The organism is Granulicella aggregans (assembly GCF_025685565.1).
Taxonomy (GTDB): domain Bacteria; phylum Acidobacteriota; class Terriglobia; order Terriglobales; family Acidobacteriaceae; genus Edaphobacter; species Edaphobacter aggregans_B.
In genome coordinates this window covers 2002482-2021582 of record NZ_JAGSYE010000001.1, presented here as the reverse complement: position 1 = coordinate 2021582, position 19101 = coordinate 2002482, and the positions used below count along the sequence as shown (strand labels likewise).

General features: G+C 60.0%; 17 protein-coding genes. 12 read left to right on the top strand and 5 right to left on the bottom strand.

Annotated features, from left to right (window positions below; genetic code table 11):
• The first annotated feature begins 72 nt into the window (after positions 1-72).
• The 3 genes from OHL18_RS07975 (at position 73) to OHL18_RS07965 (ending at position 3877) form a co-directional block, all read left to right on the top strand.
• A complete protein-coding gene (locus tag OHL18_RS07975; RefSeq protein WP_263374281.1) occupies positions 73-2040 on the top strand; it encodes a (Fe-S)-binding protein in 1968 nt (655 codons plus the stop codon).
• Positions 2041-2135: 95 nt separating this feature from the next.
• A complete protein-coding gene (locus tag OHL18_RS07970) occupies positions 2136-2897 on the top strand; it encodes an electron transfer flavoprotein subunit beta/FixA family protein (RefSeq protein WP_263374280.1) in 762 nt (253 codons plus the stop codon).
• Entirely contained in the window at positions 2894-3877 is a 984-nt protein-coding gene (locus tag OHL18_RS07965; protein WP_263374279.1) for an electron transfer flavoprotein subunit alpha/FixB family protein, read from the top strand. Before OHL18_RS07970 ends, OHL18_RS07965 begins: the two co-directional genes overlap by 4 nt.
• Before the next feature lie 12 nt (positions 3878-3889).
• Here OHL18_RS07965 and OHL18_RS07960 read toward each other — a convergent pair whose 3' ends face one another.
• Complete coding sequence (locus OHL18_RS07960) at positions 3890-5530, bottom strand: hypothetical protein (protein WP_263374278.1); 1641 nt, start codon at positions 5528-5530, stop codon at positions 3890-3892.
• Positions 5531-5733: 203 nt separating this feature from the next.
• Between OHL18_RS07960 and moaA the strand changes: the two genes are divergently transcribed.
• From moaA to OHL18_RS07945, 3 genes are all read left to right on the top strand, one after another.
• On the top strand, positions 5734-6786 hold the full coding sequence (gene moaA, locus OHL18_RS07955) for a GTP 3',8-cyclase MoaA (RefSeq protein WP_263374613.1): 1053 nt from the start codon (positions 5734-5736) through the stop codon (positions 6784-6786).
• Positions 6787-6912: 126 nt separating this feature from the next.
• Positions 6913-8037, top strand: coding sequence for a sensor domain-containing diguanylate cyclase (locus OHL18_RS07950; RefSeq protein ID WP_246408794.1), 1125 nt, complete (start codon positions 6913-6915; stop codon positions 8035-8037).
• Between the two features lie 19 nt (positions 8038-8056).
• Positions 8057-9862: a tetratricopeptide repeat protein gene (locus OHL18_RS07945; protein ID WP_263374277.1), complete on the top strand. Its 1806-nt coding sequence runs from the start codon at positions 8057-8059 to the stop codon at positions 9860-9862.
• A 6-nt stretch (positions 9863-9868) separates the two neighbouring features.
• Here the strand turns inward: OHL18_RS07945 and OHL18_RS07940 are convergent, their stop codons facing one another.
• Positions 9869-10921, bottom strand: a complete 1053-nt coding sequence (locus tag OHL18_RS07940; RefSeq protein ID WP_263374276.1) for a hypothetical protein — start codon at positions 10919-10921, stop codon at positions 9869-9871.
• Positions 10922-11083: 162 nt separating this feature from the next.
• On the opposite strand from OHL18_RS07940, the gene OHL18_RS07935 reads away from it, so the two are divergent.
• The gene (locus OHL18_RS07935) at positions 11084-11629 is read left to right on the top strand and encodes a hypothetical protein (protein ID WP_263374275.1); all 546 of its coding nucleotides are present in this window, start codon (positions 11084-11086) and stop codon (positions 11627-11629) included.
• A gap of 71 nt (positions 11630-11700) precedes the next feature.
• Positions 11701-12738 (top strand): 6-phosphofructokinase, encoded by a 1038-nt coding sequence (locus OHL18_RS07930; protein WP_263374274.1) that lies wholly within the window; start codon positions 11701-11703, stop codon positions 12736-12738.
• Between the two features lie 2 nt (positions 12739-12740).
• On the opposite strand, the gene OHL18_RS07925 is transcribed toward OHL18_RS07930, so the two are convergent.
• From OHL18_RS07925 to OHL18_RS07915, 3 genes are read right to left on the bottom strand one after another with little or no spacing between them, the layout of a single operon-like run.
• Entirely contained in the window at positions 12741-14009 is a 1269-nt protein-coding gene (locus OHL18_RS07925; protein ID WP_263374273.1) for an alkaline phosphatase family protein, read from the bottom strand.
• A gap of 38 nt (positions 14010-14047) precedes the next feature.
• Positions 14048-15385, bottom strand: a complete 1338-nt coding sequence (locus OHL18_RS07920; protein WP_263374272.1) for a homoserine dehydrogenase — start codon at positions 15383-15385, stop codon at positions 14048-14050.
• Position 15386: 1 nt separating this feature from the next.
• The gene (locus tag OHL18_RS07915) at positions 15387-15860 is read right to left on the bottom strand and encodes a nucleoside deaminase (RefSeq protein ID WP_263374271.1); all 474 of its coding nucleotides are present in this window, start codon (positions 15858-15860) and stop codon (positions 15387-15389) included.
• Between the two features lie 62 nt (positions 15861-15922).
• Here OHL18_RS07915 and allB point away from each other — a divergent pair, with 62 nt between their 5' ends.
• From allB to pucL, 4 genes are read left to right on the top strand one after another with little or no spacing between them, the layout of a single operon-like run.
• Entirely contained in the window at positions 15923-17308 is a 1386-nt protein-coding gene (gene allB / locus OHL18_RS07910; RefSeq protein ID WP_263374270.1) for an allantoinase AllB, read from the top strand.
• 8 nt (positions 17309-17316) lie between these two features.
• Entirely contained in the window at positions 17317-17829 is a 513-nt protein-coding gene (gene uraD / locus OHL18_RS07905; protein WP_263374269.1) for a 2-oxo-4-hydroxy-4-carboxy-5-ureidoimidazoline decarboxylase, read from the top strand.
• Positions 17830-18168: a hydroxyisourate hydrolase gene (gene uraH / locus OHL18_RS07900; RefSeq protein WP_263374268.1), complete on the top strand. Its 339-nt coding sequence runs from the start codon at positions 17830-17832 to the stop codon at positions 18166-18168.
• A 57-nt stretch (positions 18169-18225) separates the two neighbouring features.
• Positions 18226-19095: a factor-independent urate hydroxylase gene (gene pucL / locus OHL18_RS07895; protein ID WP_263374267.1), complete on the top strand. Its 870-nt coding sequence runs from the start codon at positions 18226-18228 to the stop codon at positions 19093-19095.
• Positions 19096-19101: the final 6 nt, after the last annotated feature.

Genomic DNA, 19101 nt, shown 5'->3' with positions numbered 1-19101 from the left:
AGCCTCCTGCTACAGTCGTTGTGATTGCGAGCGGTGCGCCAGTACAGGTGCCGCCCGGCGGGATGGGTTCAGATGGTGGCTGTACACTCCGCTTCGTCTTGTCTGGCTGCGTTGCCGGGCACCTTTTTCATACCTGTCTTCGCAGAACCGGCCCATTTCTCCGTCCTGGAGATGGGCCTTTTTGCTGCCTGCATCCTGCTTTCAGGCGGACTCTTTTTCTGGCGCTTCGGGCCCATCCTGCGGACGATTCTGCAGGCAAAGAAAGATCAGGACTTCAGCCTTCACCCCCTCGGCCGTCGAATGTGGGAGTTCTTCTGGGAGGTCCTTTGCCAGGCTAAGGTCATCGAGCAGCGGCCCGCTCCCGGCATCGCGCATGCCTTCGTCTTCTGGGGTTTTCTGGCGTTCGCGCTGGTCAGCCTGAACCACTTCGCCGCGGGTCTGCGGCTGGGCTTCCTGCCGCCTGAGAGCCTCGTCGGGAAGTTCTACTTCGACTTTGCCGCCGTCTGGGCGGTGCTGGTCGCCGTCTCGATCACTTCCCTCTTCGTGCGCCGGTTCTTCATCCGTCCTATCTGGCTCGGCAAGAAACTCTCTTACGAGTCCGGCTTCATCTCCTTTCTCATCTTTCTGCTGATGGTGACCTATCTTGGTGCGTTCTTCGCGGCTGAAGGCTCTCCTGCCATCAAAGCTCTATGGTGGACTCACACGCTGGCGCTGCTGGTCTTTCTTCCCTTGATCCCGCACACCAAGCACCTGCACCTTGTCCTCAGTCCACTGACGGTATTCCTCAAACGCGATGGATTTTCGAAGATCCCACCGCTCGCTGGAGATGAGGACTTCGGCCTGGTTGCCGGCAAAGACGTAACTCAGTTGATCGCGCTGCAGGCCTATAGCTGTGTTGAATGCGGCCGCTGTACCGAGCACTGCCCTGCTGCCACTACCGGCAAGGTACTCAATCCGAAGGAGATCATCCTTGGAATGCGGGGATACCTCAACGAGTTTGGCGCGGCGTCTGATTCGCTGCTGCTGGTCGAGACTGCAGCTAACGGGGCCAGCGGCAGCCATCTTTCGATGGAAGCTGCCTTCCAATGCACCACCTGCGGCAGTTGCGAGTTCCAGTGTCCCGTCGGAATCCAGCATCTGCCAATCATCGTAGGCCTCCGCCGTGGGGCCACCAACACCGGGGCGTGGGAAGATACCTACGGAACGAAGCTCTTCCTCGCGCTTGAGAAGAATGGCAATGCGCTCGGTCTGAGCGCCAGCGAACGCGATAAGTTCATCGCGAAACAGGGCATTCCCATCTTCGACGGCACGCAGGAGTACTGCCTGTGGCTCGGCTGCATGGGTGGATACGACCCCAAGGGTCGCGAGATCATCGCCGACTTCGCACGCGTCATGGACTTCCTTGGAACCACCTTCGGCGTGTTGAAGAAAGAAAAATGCACGGGCGATCCAGCACGCCGCTTAGGCAACGACCTCGTCTTCCAAACGCTGGCGGAACACGGACTGAAAGCTCTTGAAACGGCCAAGGTCCAGAAGATCGTTGCCATCTGCCCGCACTGCGTCCGGACAATATCAAATGATTGGCGGGAGTACGGCATTGCGCCGGAGATTGAGCACCACTCCGAGTTCATGGCGCGTCACAAAGATCGCCTGCCGAAACAGTCCGACGGTGGTGACATCGTCTATCACGACCCCTGCTACCTCGGCCGTTATCGAGACGTCTACGAGCAGCCGCGCGAGATCGTCGAATTAGCCGGCGCACTTGTTGAAGCTCCACGCAGCCACGAACGCAGCTTCTGCTGCGGTGCCGGCGGCGGTCTCGCCTTCCTGGGCGAAGAGCACGGCGAGCGGGTCAGCCACGTCCGCGCAAAGGAATTAGCCGACACGGGGGCTCAGAGGGTAGGCACCGCCTGCCCATTCTGCAACACGATGTTCCGGGATGCTCTAACCGCCGTTACCCCGGATGGGAAGGCCCCGCCGCAACTCTTGGACATCGCGCAACTGACTGCTCGTAACCTGCCACCAATTTTGCCGAATTAGTAAACATCCAGGCCTCGCCAAAGACTGCTCGGCTGCGCTAAACTCTCCCACTGAATGAGTATTCATTTCTAATCGGCCCCGGAGCGCATCACGCAATGAAGATTCTCGTAGCCATCAAGCAGGTTCCCGAGCGCGACGCGCAGATCCACATTGCCGCTGACGGCAAGTGGATCGACGAAGACGATCTCGCCTACACCATCAACGAGCCGGATGCCTACGCGCTCGAAGAGGCGCTGCAGTTGAAGGAGAAGAATGGCGGCGAGGTCGTCGCGCTCTGTGCTGGCCCAGAACGCGTCACCAGCACACTCCGCGACGCTCTGGCCAAGGGTGCTGACCGGGCGATTCACATCGAGGCAGACGACCTTGCCGAGCGCGACACGCTGGGCATCGCCGAGTTGCTGGCAGCCGCCGTGAAGGCGGAGTCCCCTGACCTGATTCTCACCGGCCTGCAATCCGATGATCTAGGCCTTGGGCAGACTGGCGTTGTGCTGGCAGAGCTTCTGGGCATCCCCCACGCGACGATCATCATGCAGGTGGAAAAGACGGACACCGGTCTGCGTGTGAAGCGCGAATTAGAAGACGGTTGGTTCCAACACGTCGACATGCCACTGCCCGCGTTGCTGACGATCCAGTCCGGCGGCAACAAGCTGCGCTATGCGACGTTGATGGGCATCAAGAAGGCGAAGACAAAAGAGACCAGCACCGTTGCCGCTGATGCGGTGACCTCAACAGCGCTGGAGCTGGCCCGCATCTACCTGCCCGAAAAACAGAAGCAAACCACGATGATCACCGGAACGCCGGATCAGATTGCCGCGCAGCTTGTCGAGAAACTGAAGTTTGAAGTGAGGGTGATATGAGCGGAGTTCTGGTCGTTCTCGAACAGCACGAAGGCACATGGAACCGGATGAGCTTTGAGGCGCTTGCCGCGGGCCAGCAGCTTGCAGAGAGTCTGGGCATCCCTTGCTCGGCGGCTGTGATCGGCAAGAGCGTCGCTGCGCTCGGCTCCGAACTTGCCACAAAGAAGCTGGATACAGTCATCGACGTTGAGCATGAACTTCTAGGCGAGTACACGTCCGACGGCTACGTGATTGCGCTGGAGCAACTCGTCCGCCAGGAATCGCCAGCATACGTCGTCTTTCCCCACACCTACCAGGTGCGCGACTTCGCCCCAGCGCTAGCGACACGCTTTCGCAGGGTGCTTATCTCGGACGTGGTGGCGATCAAAGCGGAGGGTGGCAGCTCGCCCGTCTTCGTGCGCCAACTGCTGCAGGGCAAGTTGAACGCGGACTACCGGCAGACGGCTGACGCACCGACCTTTGTCTCCATCCAGGCGGGAACCTTCCGCGCGGATAGTGTCGCTGAAGGCACAGCGCCGATCAAGGCAATGACACCAGCGATCGAGGCGTCACAGATCCGCAACAAGCCCGGTGAACGCTTCCGCGAGTCCGCCAGCACCGTCGACCTGACCGCTGCGCCGGTCATCGTCTCTGTCGGCCGCGGCATCGGCGAGGCCGAGAACATCCCCATCATCGAAGAGCTTGCAGCGGCGCTTGGCGCAGAGCTGGCGGCCTCCAGACCCATCTGCGACAACGGCTGGCTCCCCATGGAACGGCAGGTAGGCAGCTCCGGCCAGACGGTTGCGCCAAAGCTCTATCTGGCAGTGGGCATCTCGGGAGCGATCCAGCACCTGGTCGGCATGAAGGGCTCGAAAGCGGTGATCGCGATCAACAAAGATGAAAACGCGCCGATCTTCGAAGTTGCGGACTTCGGAGTTGTGGGCGACCTGTTTGAGATCGTTCCGGCACTGACCAAAGCTGTTCTCGCAGCGAAGGGTTAGGGACGGGCAACGTCAACGGCGTTGCCACGACCACGGCCCCGCCGGACCCAGCGTTTGCAGCTCTTTGTCCGGTTGCGTCACCACCGGCCAGGGTTCGAGCGGCATCTTCTGCACGTAGTACGGAAGCTCGGCTGGATAGCAGCGCACGCCGGGCACGGTGGCCAGGTCAATTGTGGTCCGAGAGCGATCCTGGTTGAGAGTCAGCAACGCGCTTGAATCGGCGAGATACGGCGGAGGCTTGAGGTAGAGCGCCGCCGAACGCACCAGCTGATACTCCAGCGTCTGCCAGGTTCCGATGCTTCCCGCGATTAGGAAGATGCCGGCGATGCTGCCCGGATGCGGCAGGTGAGCGCTGGCGATCCAGCAAAGCACGATTGTGGGAACGATGGCTCCGCGCATGCAATAGTTGTTTGCGCCGGTGAATCCGACACAGTAAGTCGATAACAGGTAGGCGACTGAGATCGCCGACAGCGCACGATCGCTGCGAGTCAAAACACCCCATCCTCGAGCGATGAACCAGGGCACAAAGAAGAACTGGACGATGAGCAAGATCAGGAACAGGGCGAGTCCTGAAGCAAATCCGTGGCGCCAGTCGATTGCTGGTAGCGCCAGCCAGTTGGGCAGGTGCATCCAGTGGCCATGGTGAAGCGGCATTTGGAAGCCGATGCCCTCGGGCTTTCGCAGGTATATCCAAAGTAGCGGAGCAGCGAGCGCGCCAGCCAGTCCAAGGCAAGCAACGGCAGGCCACATCTCCCTGCGCGACTCCCGAATCAGCAGAAAGAGCAGCAGCGGAGCAGCACCAAGCACCACGAAGGCACTGCTGTTGACGCTGAACGCGAGCAGTACCGAGCAAAAGGCCACCCTTCGGAACTCCCTGCCTCCCCGCCAGATCGAGTCCGCCAGCAGCAGCGCCACCGCCGAGCAGAGGTGATGGATGACCCAGATCATGAGCGTCGCGAAGTTGGAGAACTGGAGGTTCAGACCGAAGAGGTCGCGCAGGGGCCAGGAGTCATCGTGGAAGGGCTGCTGCACGCTGTAGAGACTCTGTACACCGGACCACAAGGCCACCAGATAAATCGCCCAGTTCATCTGGCGGCGAGACTTCGCCAGGGGCAGAGCGATGCCAAGCAGCGTGAGCGGCAGGAGAAGATCGTAGAGGGCGTTCACCGCAAACAACGCCGTCGAGAGCGTGAAGAAGTGAAACGGCAGGGCGAAGTAGAGAGCTACTGCAGGCATCCACGACGCGTAGTAGAACGAGAGGTAGTTTGCGGGGACAAAGCTGGATCCGGCAGGATAGCGGGGTGAGTTGACCAGCGAGTTCAGCTCCTGGATGTGCCACAGGTCGTCCCCGACGGCCGCGCTAATTTGGTGACGAAAAGGCTCCGCGACGTACGCCCATCGGACTGCGGCGCATAGGCCTCCGAAGGCGATGGCGGCGCAGATGAGTCGACGGACATAGGCCGGGGAGAGCCTAGGCTGAAGTTCGACCGAGCAACAACTTCGGCAAAGAGTAAAAAACAGCGCCGTCGCAGGGAAGAATATCCAGGGTGTTGCGGAGGGCCGGAGTCGCAGACAGTTCATCGCAAGCATCGTCAGGAAGTCCGCACCGAAGATCGCCAGGGTGAGCAGCTGGGCGAGACGCAAGACGGGCATGGTAGGCCGAATGATAGCAGTGCGGACCGGCCATCACGCATCCCATAAGAGGTTGCCGCGTGCGGCCCACGACCGGAATTCCCACATCGGCGTATCTTTCAGGCAAGATAGAGCTGTATCGTCCGGCTGTATCCATCGCCACAACCCGGCATCTAATACTAATGGCCAGCTCAACGCTCATCTCGATCGCATCTCCCATCTCGATGATGGCGGGAGATCTCGCTGCCCCGTCGGCAGAGGGGAGACTGACGGACAGCCACGGTCGAGCGATCACCGATCTTCGCATCTCAGTGACAGACCGCTGTAACTACAAGTGCGTCTATTGCAGGACAGGCGAAGAGGGTATCAACTTCACCGAGCTGCCAATTGAGCACTACCTGCGCATGATCCGCATCTTTGTGTCACTTGGCGTTGAAAAGGTACGCATCACCGGCGGCGAGCCATTGCTGCGCGCCGGTCTGGTGGATATGGTTGCCGAACTCGCCCAGATGAGGACAACATATCCCTCGCTGGAGTCCGGAGAAGCAGATCAACTGCTGGATATTGCGCTTACGACCAACGGCCACCTGTTGGAAGCGATGGCCGCGCCGCTGAAGGCCGCGGGCCTGAGCAGAATTACGGTGAGTATGGATGCGGTCGACTCGGAGACCTTTACCCGCATCACACGGGTTCCACGCAGCTTTGAGCGAGTGCTCGCTGGAATTCGCGCGGCTCGCGATGCGGGCCTTGGCCCGGTGAAGGTGAACTGCGTCCTCCTTCGCGGCTTCAACGAAGACCAGATTGAGCGCTTCGCGGAGTTCAGCCGCGCTGAAGGCGTCATCGTCCGATTTATCGAGTGGATGCCGCTTGAAGAAGATCGGAGTTGGAAGCCGGAGACGGTCGTTACCATGGACGAGATCGTCGCCCGACTGAACGCGTGGCGGCCGCTGGTCGATCTCGAACCGAACGCCGCAAGTGAGACAGCGCGGCGGTTTACCTTCGATGACGGTGTAGGAGAAATTGGCATCATCGCCCCGGTCTCACGGCCCTTCTGCGGGCACTGCAGCCGCATTCGGCTCACCTCGGACTCGAAGATCCGGACCTGCCTCTTCTCCCAGGTCGATCACGATCTCTACAAAAAATCTCGCGAGGGCAGATCCGATTCGGAACTAGCTGCGTATATCCGACACGTAGTCTTTCGCAAGGAAGCAAGGCACCACATCGGCGAAGCAGGTTTCCTGAAGCCTGCCCGCAACATGGTGCACATCGGCGGCTAAGATCGGCGATTCACTACAGAATCTCTTCAATGTCACTAGCACGACAATAGTTCCGTGTAAATTCCCCTTTGGCTCCAGGCAGATCTGACTTCCGCAATTGTGTCATCGGTGTAAGCTGAGGTGTACATGCGAGGATTTCTAGGCGGCAAGAAGCAGCACTACGAGGCGATCGATAGTGCGCAGATGGACCACCTGAGGGTGTTCCATGATGTAGCGCGCGCGCTTACCTCAAGCCTTGAGCTCGAAGAGATCCTTCACACCATCATGAACAAGATGGCTTCGTTCTTCGGGCCGGAGCGCTGGTCGCTGATGATGGTAGACGAAGCGACCACCGAACTCTACTACGCCATCGCTGTCGGCGAGAACGAACAAACCCTGAAGGGATTGCGCGTTCCGCTGGGCGAAGGCGTCGCAGGATGGGTTGCTGCGACGGGCAATACCCTGGTCGTTCCCGATGTCGCTCTCGACCCACACTGGTCGGTCTTTTCGCGAAACCATCCGGAGCTGAACATTCAGTCAATCGCTTGTCTTCCGGTCCGCGCAAACAACAAGACGCTCGGCGTCATCCAACTTTTGAACAGCAAGCTTGACCTGATGAGCGAGTTCTCGCTCTCCTTCCTGCGAATCCTCTGCGACTACGCGGCCATCGCCATTCAAAATTCGCGTTCGATGAATCTGATCCAGGAACTCACGATCACCGACGACTGCACGGGACTCTTCAACGCGCGTCACCTCTACGTGACTCTCGACCAACAGGTGCAACTGGCGGGCAATGTGCAGAAGACGCAGTTCAGCCTGCTCTTCGTCGATCTCGATCGCTTCAAGAATGTGAACGACACGCACGGCCACCAGGTTGGAAGCGCCCTGCTGGCGGAAGTCGGCAATCTATTGAAACGAGCGGCTGGTCCGGAGAACTCCGCTTATCGCTACGGAGGAGATGAATTCGTCATCCTTCTTCCCGGCGTTGGCAAGGATGCCGCGATGGCCACGACGATGGAGATCTGCCAGCGCTTGCGCGAGGCTCGCTTCCTCGATAGCCGCGGCCTTTCTCTGGGCGTCTCAGGCAGCTTCGGCCTTGCGACATTCCCCGAAGATGGCAACTCGGTCCACGCAATCCTTCGCTCCGCCGACAAGATGATGTACGAGGTCAAAGCCACCTCGCGCAACAACGTCGCCGTCGCCGGACGTGGCCTAGTAATGACTCCGCCGCAGACCGGCCCGCGCGTCATCAATCGTCCTAAAACTGGCTGAGACCGGCTAAGATGGCTGCATGAAAGCTGCAGCACTTCTCGCCTTCACAATCGCCGCAGTCGCTCCGTTATCGCCCTGCTCCGCACAGATGGATATGTCCTCGCATGGCGCAGCTATGACGATGAAGGAGATTCCTCCGCCGGAGAAGCTTCCCGTCCCGGTCAAGATGACAGGCATTGGAAACAGCCACATCGCGATCAACTCCACACCAGAAGGCCAGATGTGGTTCGACCAGGGACTGAACCTGCTGCACGACTTCTGGGAGTACGAGTCCGCTCGCGCCTTTGAACAGTCAGTCCGCGTCGATCCCAACTGCGCCATGTGCTACTGGGGGCTGCACCAGGCGCTGATCTTCCGGCATAGCGGAGCGACGGCCTACTCCGGTACAGCGCTCGACAACGCGGTTCGGCTTCGCGACAAGGCCAATGAGATGGGCAAGCTCTACATCGACGCCGCCGTGGCCGCCAGCGAGGCCCGCAAGGCATCGGGTGCAGGGAATGGTTCCCCGGCCATGGACGAGAAAGAGACCTCGATCTTCCGCGAACTGGTGAAAAAGTACCCGAACGACACCCAGGCGAATATCTATCTCGCAATCAGCCTCCAAAACGGCTACGACGACGCGGGCGAACCGAAGAAGGGAACTAAGGAGAGCATCGCGATTCTGACAGAGGTACTGAAGAAGACGCCCAACGACTCCGCCGCAAACCATTACTGGATTCACGCTCTCGAGCCGGGCAATCATCCCGAGCAGGCGCTGGCCAGCGCCGCTCTGCTGGCCAGCCTCGCACCCACCTCCGGACACATGGTCCACATGCCCGGCCACATCTACTACCGCGTAGGCGACTACGCCCACGCCGAGCGCTGGTTCGCCGCCTCCACCACTGCCGACGAGAGCTACATGCGCGAACAACATATCGCCGTCGACGATGACTGGAACTACGTGCACAACCTGATGTACAGCGTCGCCAACCTGATGGAAGAGGGTAAGCTCGCACAGGCAACGATGCTCTCCGCCAAACTGACCGGTGCCCGCGGACAGTTCCGCGAGACACTCTACATCCAGTCGCCGCGCGACGGCATCTCCCGCATCGATCCGCTCCTTCCCGTCGCTCTTCGCACCGGTGATTGGAGCGAGGTGATCAAGCTTACCGCAGCAAACAAGCCGGACGCGAAGCTCGAGAATCTCACCTTCCTTGCCGGACAACTGACGCAATTCGCCACCGGGATGCAGGCCGTAAATACGGGCAATCTTGCAGCCGCGCAGACGGCTTCGACGGCGCTCGACGCCGAGCTATTTCATCTGACGCAGAAGGTGAAAGATGCTCCGAAGAAGATCGACAAGGACGATCCGATGTCACCCGTAATGGCAGTCGTGATGCCCGATGCGTTGCCCGCACCCATGCTGGCCAGCCTCTCCATCATGTCGCTGGAGCTGCGCGCTTCGATCCTTGCGGCGCAGAAGCAACTTCCTGCCGCCAAGGTGATCTTTGAGCAGGCCGCGCACGAGGAGAAGGCGCTAGGCTATCGTGAGCCGCCTACCTACATCCGCCCGGTAGGCGAGACTGAGGGATTTGCCCTGCTTACTGCGGGAGATCCGGCGGGAGCACATCAGGCCTACGTCGCAGCTTTGGCAGAACGCCCCAACTCCGGATTCAGCCTCTACGGCATGGCACGCAGCAGCGAGGCCGCTCACGACAACGCCAAGGCTACAGCCGAATATCAGAAGTTCTCCGAAGCCTGGAAGGACGCCGATCCGGCTGCACCCGAGATGATGCATGCGCGTGAGTTCATCGCCGCGCAGACCACGGTAGCTTCGGCGCGCTAGTTCCATCTACTGCTGGTCGGAGATAGGCCTGCGGCGCTCCAGGTCGATTCTGCGCTTTGGCTCAGGCTTGATGACGTCGCGGTTCTCCGGGGCTTGTGGATGAACACCGAAGTCCCAAACGCCGAGATTGATCTCTTTCTCCGAGATCACCTCCATCAGCACATATTCGCCAAACTCCAGTGGGCGCTTGGGTGAGAGTTTCATCCAGTGGCCGCCGGTCAGCGTCTCCTGGTTCATCTCGACGACATCGTCAATATGCTTCCCCGAATCGAGAGCTTCAAGACTGAAGCTCGCTACTACCCGGGCATCCACGCGGACATCGGTCCGCACGACAACATACTGGCTGTTGTCCGGACGCACGTCGCTGTCACTTTTGACGCTCGAAGCGCCATGCGTATCCACCGTGAGAGGGGCACCACCCGTCGATGGTGCCGAGGCCTCGCCGATGCGTAGGTAGATCGCCGGCGTATCCACGTGCAACTGCACGAACGACTTCTCGCCCTTGAGCGTCAGCACCTGATGCGCGGCAGCCCTCGGATTCAGCGCCTTCTTCAGCACGCTGTGACCGGTGACATGGTTCAGGTCACCCTCAGACTGCGTGAGCGGCACGAGTTCTGGCTTCCCCTGAAACTCATCGAGCGCGAGGACGCTGTCGTCCTCCGGCAGGCGAAGGTCAGGTTCGATCATGGGCGTCAGCGACCGCCGCTCCTGCTCCTCCTTCAACAACTCGGGGTCGAGCACCGGAGCACGGCCCCTATCGCCACCCTCAGCGACCGGGGTGTGCGCCTTCTCCCACCGCCGCGTCGCGTCGAGATCGACCAGTTCAACAGGAATCTCTTCGTGCTCGCCGCCGCGCTCCGCACTGACGTACTTCACGACGTTGCCGACAACGCTGTAACTCGTCACAACTTGGTAGCTGCCATCCTTCAGGATGAGGTGTATGCGCCGCTGCGTCTGGGAGCTCTCAGGTTGCGGGATCACGGTCTGCGAACGAGCGGCGATCGAACCAAGCAACAACGTAAAAACGACCGCGTAGACTCCACTCCGAACCCGACTCATCCTAACTCCTGCTTTCACTTTACTCGCTGGCCCAAAATGCTAGATATGCAAATAGTCGGCATCAGGGTAAAAGACGCCGCGAAGCTGACACTGATAGCAAACGATCAAATCCGGTCGCCTCACTGTCAATTACTCTGATACTAAGGGAGCACAGGACAAACTATGCGGCTCAACAAGGGCTGGCACTCACTTCTGCTCGTTCCAGTTGGAATCATCTGCCTCCCTATCCTTTTCATCGCGATGATGATGGGTACGCGTCTACTATCTATCTTCGTCGGGCCAATCAACATCTGGAATACAACCAGAACTATTCCCCCAATCGAAGTCATTTCGGGCCACTATCAATTGTCCGGCGTAACGAGCGAGGACCTCGAAAAGCGTGGAATCTTTGTGTCAGATCACTCCGGCTTTACGCTCTATCCAGACCACAAGCTGGAAGTATTCGACCTGCCCGCGTTCGATGCTTTCGGAAAACCACTTGATTGCAACTACAGAGGCACAGGGACATGGGCTCTCTATGACTCGAATATGGACGTCACACTCGATATGAGCATTCAGGCAGCTCCAGTCGAAAAGGGCGACATTCCATCTTGTCCTCTCGAAAATTCTGGTGTGATGACAGTGCTTGGACGTTCCGCTCCCTATCGTTTTTGGTATGTCATCGGCGATCCGGACGAAGACGAAGGAATTCTCTACAAAAAGCGGTAGCGATAATGTTGCCCCGTCTCCGCGATTCGCAATCAGGGGTATCATTCTCCCGTTGTAAAAGGAGACCAGCGATGCGGATTGGGATGTTGACGGGCGGCGGCGACTGCCCTGGGCTTAACGCAGTCATTCGGGCGGTCGTACGCAAGGGTATCCAGCACTACGGGGACGAGTTCATCGGCTTTATGGAAGGATGGCGCGGCGTTCTGGACGACCGCACCATGCCTCTCGACCTGACCACCACCAGCGGCATCCTGCATCGCGGCGGGACGATTCTTCGGTCCTCGCGCACCAACGTGAAGAAGATCGAAGGCGGCTTCGAGAAGTGTCTTTCAGTGATCCAGGGCCACAACCTCGACGCCCTGATCGCCCTCGGCGGCGACGATACGCAGTCGATCTCGGTGGAACTGGCGAAGCGCGGCGTCCACTGCGTCGGCGTGCCGAAGACCATCGACAACGACCTGAGCGGCACCGACGTCTGCTTCGGCTTCGACACCGCCGTGACCATCGCGACCGAGGCCGTTGACCGCCTGCACTCAACGACAGAGGCCCACAGCCGCGTGCAGGTCGTGGAAGTCATGGGCCGCGACGCCGGTTGGATCGCCATCACCACAGGCATCGCCGGCGGCGCGGACGTGACCCTGGTTCCGGAAGTTCCTATCGACATGGACGAGGTCGTCCGGCTGCTGAAAGCACGCTGGGAGAGCGGCAAACGCTTCGCCCTCGTCGTCGTCGCGGAAGGTGCCAAGCTGTCCGAACAAGCCGGCCAGAGCTCCGTCGGCACCAAACTCGACTCCTTCGGCCACGCGCGGCTGAGCGGCATCGGCCAGGCGCTGGCTGAGGAGATCGAAAAGCGCACCGGCTACGAGACGCGCAGCGTAAACCTCGGCCACACCCAGCGTGGCGGCACGCCCACCGCCTATGACCGTATGCTGGCGACGCGTTACGGTATCGCCGCAATCGACCTCGTCCACGCCGGCAAGTTTGGCCGCCTAGTCGTACTCAAAGGCACCACCATCTCCGACATCCCGCTCGAAGACGCCATCGCTAAGACACGCACCGTGGGCGAAGATCTGCTCGCAATAGTGAAGGGACTACAGCCAAAACCTTAGCCCTATTTGAGAGTCTTGAGCGCTGGCTTCAGCGTGTCCAGTTGCCCATCTGTCTCTGGCGGAGTCAACCCGAGAATCCTTGCGAGAAAGGGATAAACCGCCACATTGCGAAAGGTGTTGACCTTCGCGCCCGGCTTGATGTCCGGCCCCTCCGCGAAGAAGATGGCCTTCATCTCCGGCATCTTCAGCGGATCGTACCCGTGCTCGCCCTTGCTGTTCACCCAGTTTGGCGCTTGCGGCTTGGTGCGCAACTCGTAAGGGCCGTTCGCGACCACGACCGGATCGCCTTCGCGCGGATTGCTGTCGTAATGTAGGTCCTTCGGAAGATTTGCCCGGCGATAGACGCTGAATCGCGTATCGGGATGAGCCTTGAACTGCTCGTAGATCTTCTCGGCGACAGCTTCATCCTTCGCGTAGATCAGCGAGCCTTCAGTGTGCGCGTCCGAAAGATCGGCAAAACTCGACAGGTCGATCGGCTCGCCCTGAACCGCAACCATGCCGTGGTCTGCGACGACGATCAGGTCTACCGGCAGCTTCAACGTCGCAAGCTTCGCCTGTAGAGCACCGATCACGTCATCCACATGATGCACCGCCGCGCGCACCTCTTCCGAGTCCGGGCCGTAGGTGTGCCCGGCGTGGTCCACGTTCGAGAAGTACATTGTGATGAAGTGCGGCCGCTGCTCCGGCGGAAGGCCCAGCCACGCAATCACCTGATCGACCCGCTTCGCATCGTCCAGCTTGTCGTCGAACTTCTCGTAGAACGACGGCCGCTTGCCTGCGATCTCGGCCTCGGAACCGGGCCAGAAGAGACACGCAGCGCGCATGCCCTGCTGCTCTGCAAGCGACCACAGCGGTATGCCCGAGTACCAGCTTCCGTCGCTATTCGTCTTCGACTTGTAGACGTAGGTCTGACCTTGCTCAGGTGTCCGCGCCGGATCGTAGAAGCTGTTCGCGACGATCCCGTGATGTTCTGGATAAAGTCCTGTCACCAAGGTGAGGTGATTTGGAAAAGTGAGAGAAGGATATGAGGGCAGCATGCCCTGCGGAGCGCTTGCGCCATCGACAGCCATGCTCTGAAGGTGCGGCGCACCATACTTTGCGGGATAGTCGTAGCGAAACCCATCGAGCGAGACAAGAATGACGTAGTGCTTCGCCTGCTGCTCCGCTGTGTTGAGCGGATTGTCCACCCGAATGACTGGGGTGATCTCCTGCGCCGCGCACGAAGCGGTGAAGATCGCTGCCAGCAGCAGCACTCTGAGGTCGCGCTTCATTGATCAATCCTTTTCTCGGGTGACTGCGTTTGAGGAGACTAGCCCTTGTCTTCGATGTCGACTATCTGCATGCAGAGCGGAGTCTCCAGCATACAATCCATCTTCGCGATGGAAGCCAACGCCTTGTGAATTGTGGAGGTCAGGCACGGCTCGGTCGTGACCACAAACGGCAAGCGATGCTTTGGATATCCCGGTCGTTGCAGGATGGAATCGATGTTCGCGCCCACCTTCGCCAAAGCACCCGAGATCGCTGAGACGATGCCCGGCTTGTCATCCACCACCACCCGCACATATTGCGAGGCCATGAATTCGCCGGTAACGTTCCGCTTGCGCACCGGCAGTTGCACCGCATGCGAACCCTGCGCGACCGCTAGAAGGTCCGAGACGACAGCGACGGCGGTAGGCTCACCGCCCGCGCCATGGCCGGAGAAGACAACATCCCCGCCAAACCGCCCGCTGGCGACGACCATATTCTGCGTTCCGTGCGACCACGCCATCGGCGAGGCCAGAGGCACCAGCATCGGCGCAACCCGCGCCTGGATCTGGCTGCCCGCAAATCGAGCGCTCGATACCTGCCGGATGGTGCAGTTCAACTCCTTCGCGTAGGCGAAGTCGATGGCATCGACATCGGCGATGCTCTGCGTCGTCACGTCATCTGGATTCAGCTCGGCGTGCATTGCAATGCGCGACAGGATACAGAGCTTCGCCCGCGCGTCGTAGCCGTCGACGTCGGCCGAAGGGTCGCTCTCCGCATAGCCCAACGCCTGCGCATCCGCGAGAACCGTAGCGTAGTCGGCACCAGTCTCCATGCGGGTAAGGATGTAGTTGCACGTCCCGTTCACGATGCCGCTGATGCGTTTGATCTGGTCGCCGCCAAGTCCCTGCGCGATCCCGGGGATGACCGGCACTCCGCCCGCAACCGCCGCGCCATAGATAAGCTGTACGCCATTCGCCGCTGCCAGCTTTGCCAGCGCCGCGCCCTTGTAGGCGATCAACTGCTTATTCGCCGTGACCACCGACTTGCCCGATGCCATCGCCTTGCGCAGCCAGCCTTCGGCAGGAATCAGGCCGCCCATCAACTCGATCACGACATCGACGTTGGAGTTGAGAACAACATTGACGTCCTCCGTCCAGACCGTCGACTTCGGCACAAACTTCGCCGCCTCGGACGTCCGCTTGCGCTCGACGTTGCGGTTGTAGACATAGGTCAGCTCGATGCCAGGAAACTTCTGCGCCGCTAGCACCTTCGCAACCGAGCTTCCGACGGTGCCAAACCCCAGTAAGGCGACCTTCACGTTCGAAGCGGTAGGGATCTTCTTTGATACAGCCTTCACGGAACTAGCGGCTGCTGACTTCTTCGTCTGCTTCGTGGTCATGCTAATAGTCGACTCTTTCCGTCTGGTCTCGCCAGGTATTAAATGTCACGATGGCCTCTTCGGGCATCATCCGCGAGGTAGGGATGCTGCGCTGGCTGTGCGGCTTCACCACCTCGTGATACAGAAACGAATCGTCGAAGCCGACATCCGCCGCGTCAAGTGCTGTGTTGCCAAAGTAAATAGCCGAGCAACGCGACCAATAGATAGCAGCCAGGCACATCGGGCAAGGCTCGCAACTGGTGTACACCTCGCACCCGGTCAACTGGAAAGTACCAAGCTTCTCGCACGCCGCACGGACGGCCATGACCTCAGCGTGTGCCGTCGGATCATTGTTCGCGGTCACGCAATTCACGCCCGTCGCGATGATCTCGCCATTGCGAACGACTACAGCTCCAAACGGGCCGCCTGCGCCGCTGGTTACGTTTTCGGTCGCCAGATCAATCGCTTTCTGCATAAAAACCGGGTTCGGCTGCATCGTGCAATCCCCTTCCTCGCATAAACGCGCGTGTTTAAAACAAGCTGCGAGATACTGAAATTATGGCACACGCATATCTTTCGAATCGGGTAGTCACGCCCAGAGGCACCGTGCCCGCAGCGATCGTGGTCGAAGCGGGAAAGATCGTTGCAATCTGCCCGAAAGACGATCTCGCCGGGCTTGCGACTCCGCTTGAACAGACGCAGGACTTCGGCGACATGGCCATTCTGCCCGGCCTGGTCGACACCCACGTCCACATCAACGAACCCGGCCGGACAGAGTGGGAGGGCTTCTACACGGCTACCCGCGCCGCCGCTGCCGGAGGCTATACGACGCTGATCGACATGCCGTTGAACTGTCTACCTGAAACAACGACCGTCGCCGCGCTCGAAGTAAAGCGCGCCGCAGCCAAGGGCCAGACCTTTGTTGACTGGATGAGCTGGGGCGGTGCCGTCGCCGACAACCAGCAGCACATCCTTCCGCTCGCCAGCGCGGGAGTGCCCGGCTACAAGTGCTTCCTCATCTACCCCGGCTGCGACGGCTTCACCATGATCGACCAGCAGCAGCTCGAGGCCTCGCTCCCAGCCATCGCCGAATCTGGCCTGCCTCTGTTGGTCCATGCCGAGCTAGCCGGTCCAATCGACTCAGCAACTGCCGCACTACGAAGCGCCAACGCCGACTGGCGGAAGTATGCGACCTACCTTGCATCGCGTCCCGACGACGCGGAGGTGGAAGCGATCCGCCTGATGATCCGTCTCTGCCGCCAGTACAAATTCCGCCTGCACATCGTGCATCTCGCAACAGGGCAAGCACTCGATGATCTCGCAGCCGCGCGCGCCGAGGGGCTGCCGATCACAGTCGAGAGCTGCCCGCACTACCTTCACTTCACGGCGGAAGAAATTCCTGACGGTGCGACCCTCTTCAAGTGCGCTCCGCCCATTCGCAGCCGTGCCAATTGCGATCAACTGTGGCAAGCCCTGCGCGACGGCATCATCGACATGATCGTCACCGACCACTCCCCTTGTCCTCCGGAGATGAAGCGCCCCGCCGTGCAGAACCCCGAAGACGAAGGCCGCTTCGATCTCGCCTGGGGCGGCATTGCCAGCCTCTCTGTCGCTCTTCCGGTCATTTGGACGGAGTGTCGCAAACGCAACTTTTCGCTTGACGATCTAGCCCGGTGGATGAGCTCCGCCCCGGCAGCGCTCGCAGGCATCGGCGGCCAGGTAGGAGCAATCCTCGCCGGTCGCGACGCCAACTTCACTGTCTTTGATCCCGACGCAACGTTCACTGTGACTACGGACACGCTTCACTATCGCCATCCTGTCTCGCCCTATCTCGGGGAGGAACTTCGCGGCAGGGTCCATGCGACCTACCTGCGCGGCGAAATCGTTTTTCACGCTGGCGTGATAACCGACACACCCCAAGGCCGCGAACTCGCGTTATCCTGACATCTCCCATGAATCCTGTTCTTGCTCGCTGGAACTCGATCGACCCGACCCTTGCCGCCGAGGAGATACTTCCTTGCTGCGGCTCGCGCGCGTGGGCGGCTGAACTCACAGCCCGCCGCCCCATCGCGGACGAAGATCACCTGCTCATCACGTCTGATGCCGTCTGGGTTAGCCTTCCCGAAGCTGCGTGGCAGGAGGCCTTCGACAGCCATCCCCGCATCGGGCAACAGAAGGCAAAAGCCGCCACCGAGACGTCGTTGACATGGTCCGCGACCGAGCAAGGCACCGCCATGAGCGCCGACGATGCCGCCAAGCTCGCGCTGGCCGAAGGCAACAAGCTGTACGAAGAAAAGTTTGGCCGAATCTTCATCGTCTGCGCGAGTGGAAGATCCGCAGGCGAGATCCTTGCCATCCTTGAAGCCCGCATGAAGAACGATGCCGTCACCGAGTTGCATGAAGCCGCGGAACAGCAGCGCCAGATCACGCAGCTTCGCCTGCAGCGCTGGCTGGAGGAGAAGTAGATGGGCATCTCGACGCACATTCTCGACACTGCGCTGGGCCGTCCCGCCGCGGATGTCCCTGTATCGCTTGCCCTCTGGCAATCAGCCGAATGGGTGCTCTTGAACAGCGCAACGACCGACGCCGATGGCCGCGCGAGGTACCTCCTGCCCGCAGGCGAGCCGCTCATAGCAGGTCTCTACCGCGCGCGCTTTGAGACGGCTATCTACTACGAGGCCCAAAGGCTCCAGGGTCTCTACCCCTTCGTGGAGATCGTCTTCGAGGTTCGCGACGCGGAACAGCACTTTCACATTCCCTTACTGCTGACGGCCAACGGCTACTCCACCTATCGCGGCAGTTAGCCGATATTCTAAGAGACAGAACCCAGAAGCACACCGGACAAGAAAGGAACCTTCACGATGAGTTCGAAGTTTCAGCTTGCGGAGAATCGCTACGGCAAGACCCGCGTCCGACTGGTGAAGGTGACGCGCCACGCGCACGGCCCAAATCAGATCAGTGACATGTACGAGTGGAACGTCCGTGTGCTCCTCAGGGGCGACTTCAAGACCGCGCACACCGAAGGCGATAACAGCAAGATTCTCGCCACCGATACGATGAAGAATACCGTCTACTACGTCGCCGGCCGCTCGAAAGCGACTTCGATGGAAGATTACGCCAAGGAGCTTGTCGACTTCCTGCTGGGCCGCAATCCGCAGGTATCTTCGGCCGAGGTTCACATCGAGTCCGTCCTCTGGAAGCGACTCACCGTTGACGGCAAACCGCATCCCGACAGCTTCATGCGCGGCAGCGACGAGAAGCAGACAACCACCGTCGAACGCGCACAGGGCGGCGACTTCGCGATTACATCGGGCCTCGCGGATCTGGTCATCATGAAGACAGCGAACTCCGCCTTTACCGGCTATATCAAAGAGTCGCTGACGACCTTGAAAGAGACGACGGACCGACTCTTCGCGACCTCGCTCTCCGCAAGCTGGACCTATACCTCGGACGATCTCAACTTCAACGCCGAGCGGACGAAGCTGCGCGAAGCCATGCTGAAGACCTTCGCCGCCCACATCAGTCTCTCCGTGCAACAGACTCTCTACGCGATGGCAGGGAGCGCACTCGAAGCCGCACCCAGCGTCAGCGAGATCGAGCTGACCATGCCCAACAAGCACAACATCCTGATCGATCTTGAGCGCTTTGGTCAGGCGAATCCGAACGAGATCTTCGTACCTACCGATGAACCTTCAGGCTTCATCCAGGCAACGGTCAAGCGGACCGCATAAGAGAGA

What these genes read in the sequence shown, in the direction of transcription:
- OHL18_RS07975 (WP_263374281.1), top strand. Translation starts at nt 73, where the DNA reads ATGGTGGCTGTACACTCCGCTTCGTCTTGTCTGGCTGCGTTGCCGGGC.
- OHL18_RS07970 (WP_263374280.1), top strand. Translation starts at nt 2,136, where the DNA reads ATGAAGATTCTCGTAGCCATCAAGCAGGTTCCCGAGCGCGACGCGCAG.
- OHL18_RS07965 (WP_263374279.1), top strand. Translation starts at nt 2,894, where the DNA reads ATGAGCGGAGTTCTGGTCGTTCTCGAACAGCACGAAGGCACATGGAAC.
- OHL18_RS07960 (WP_263374278.1), bottom strand. Translation starts at nt 5,530, where the DNA reads ATGCCCGTCTTGCGTCTCGCCCAGCTGCTCACCCTGGCGATCTTCGGT.
- moaA (WP_263374613.1), top strand. Translation starts at nt 5,734, where the DNA reads ATGATGGCGGGAGATCTCGCTGCCCCGTCGGCAGAGGGGAGACTGACG.
- OHL18_RS07950 (WP_246408794.1), top strand. Translation starts at nt 6,913, where the DNA reads ATGCGAGGATTTCTAGGCGGCAAGAAGCAGCACTACGAGGCGATCGAT.
- OHL18_RS07945 (WP_263374277.1), top strand. Translation starts at nt 8,057, where the DNA reads ATGAAAGCTGCAGCACTTCTCGCCTTCACAATCGCCGCAGTCGCTCCG.
- OHL18_RS07940 (WP_263374276.1), bottom strand. Translation starts at nt 10,921, where the DNA reads ATGAGTCGGGTTCGGAGTGGAGTCTACGCGGTCGTTTTTACGTTGTTG.
- OHL18_RS07935 (WP_263374275.1), top strand. Translation starts at nt 11,084, where the DNA reads ATGCGGCTCAACAAGGGCTGGCACTCACTTCTGCTCGTTCCAGTTGGA.
- OHL18_RS07930 (WP_263374274.1), top strand. Translation starts at nt 11,701, where the DNA reads ATGCGGATTGGGATGTTGACGGGCGGCGGCGACTGCCCTGGGCTTAAC.
- OHL18_RS07925 (WP_263374273.1), bottom strand. Translation starts at nt 14,009, where the DNA reads ATGAAGCGCGACCTCAGAGTGCTGCTGCTGGCAGCGATCTTCACCGCT.
- OHL18_RS07920 (WP_263374272.1), bottom strand. Translation starts at nt 15,385, where the DNA reads ATGACCACGAAGCAGACGAAGAAGTCAGCAGCCGCTAGTTCCGTGAAG.
- OHL18_RS07915 (WP_263374271.1), bottom strand. Translation starts at nt 15,860, where the DNA reads ATGCAGCCGAACCCGGTTTTTATGCAGAAAGCGATTGATCTGGCGACC.
- allB (WP_263374270.1), top strand. Translation starts at nt 15,923, where the DNA reads ATGGCACACGCATATCTTTCGAATCGGGTAGTCACGCCCAGAGGCACC.
- uraD (WP_263374269.1), top strand. Translation starts at nt 17,317, where the DNA reads ATGAATCCTGTTCTTGCTCGCTGGAACTCGATCGACCCGACCCTTGCC.
- uraH (WP_263374268.1), top strand. Translation starts at nt 17,830, where the DNA reads ATGGGCATCTCGACGCACATTCTCGACACTGCGCTGGGCCGTCCCGCC.
- pucL (WP_263374267.1), top strand. Translation starts at nt 18,226, where the DNA reads ATGAGTTCGAAGTTTCAGCTTGCGGAGAATCGCTACGGCAAGACCCGC.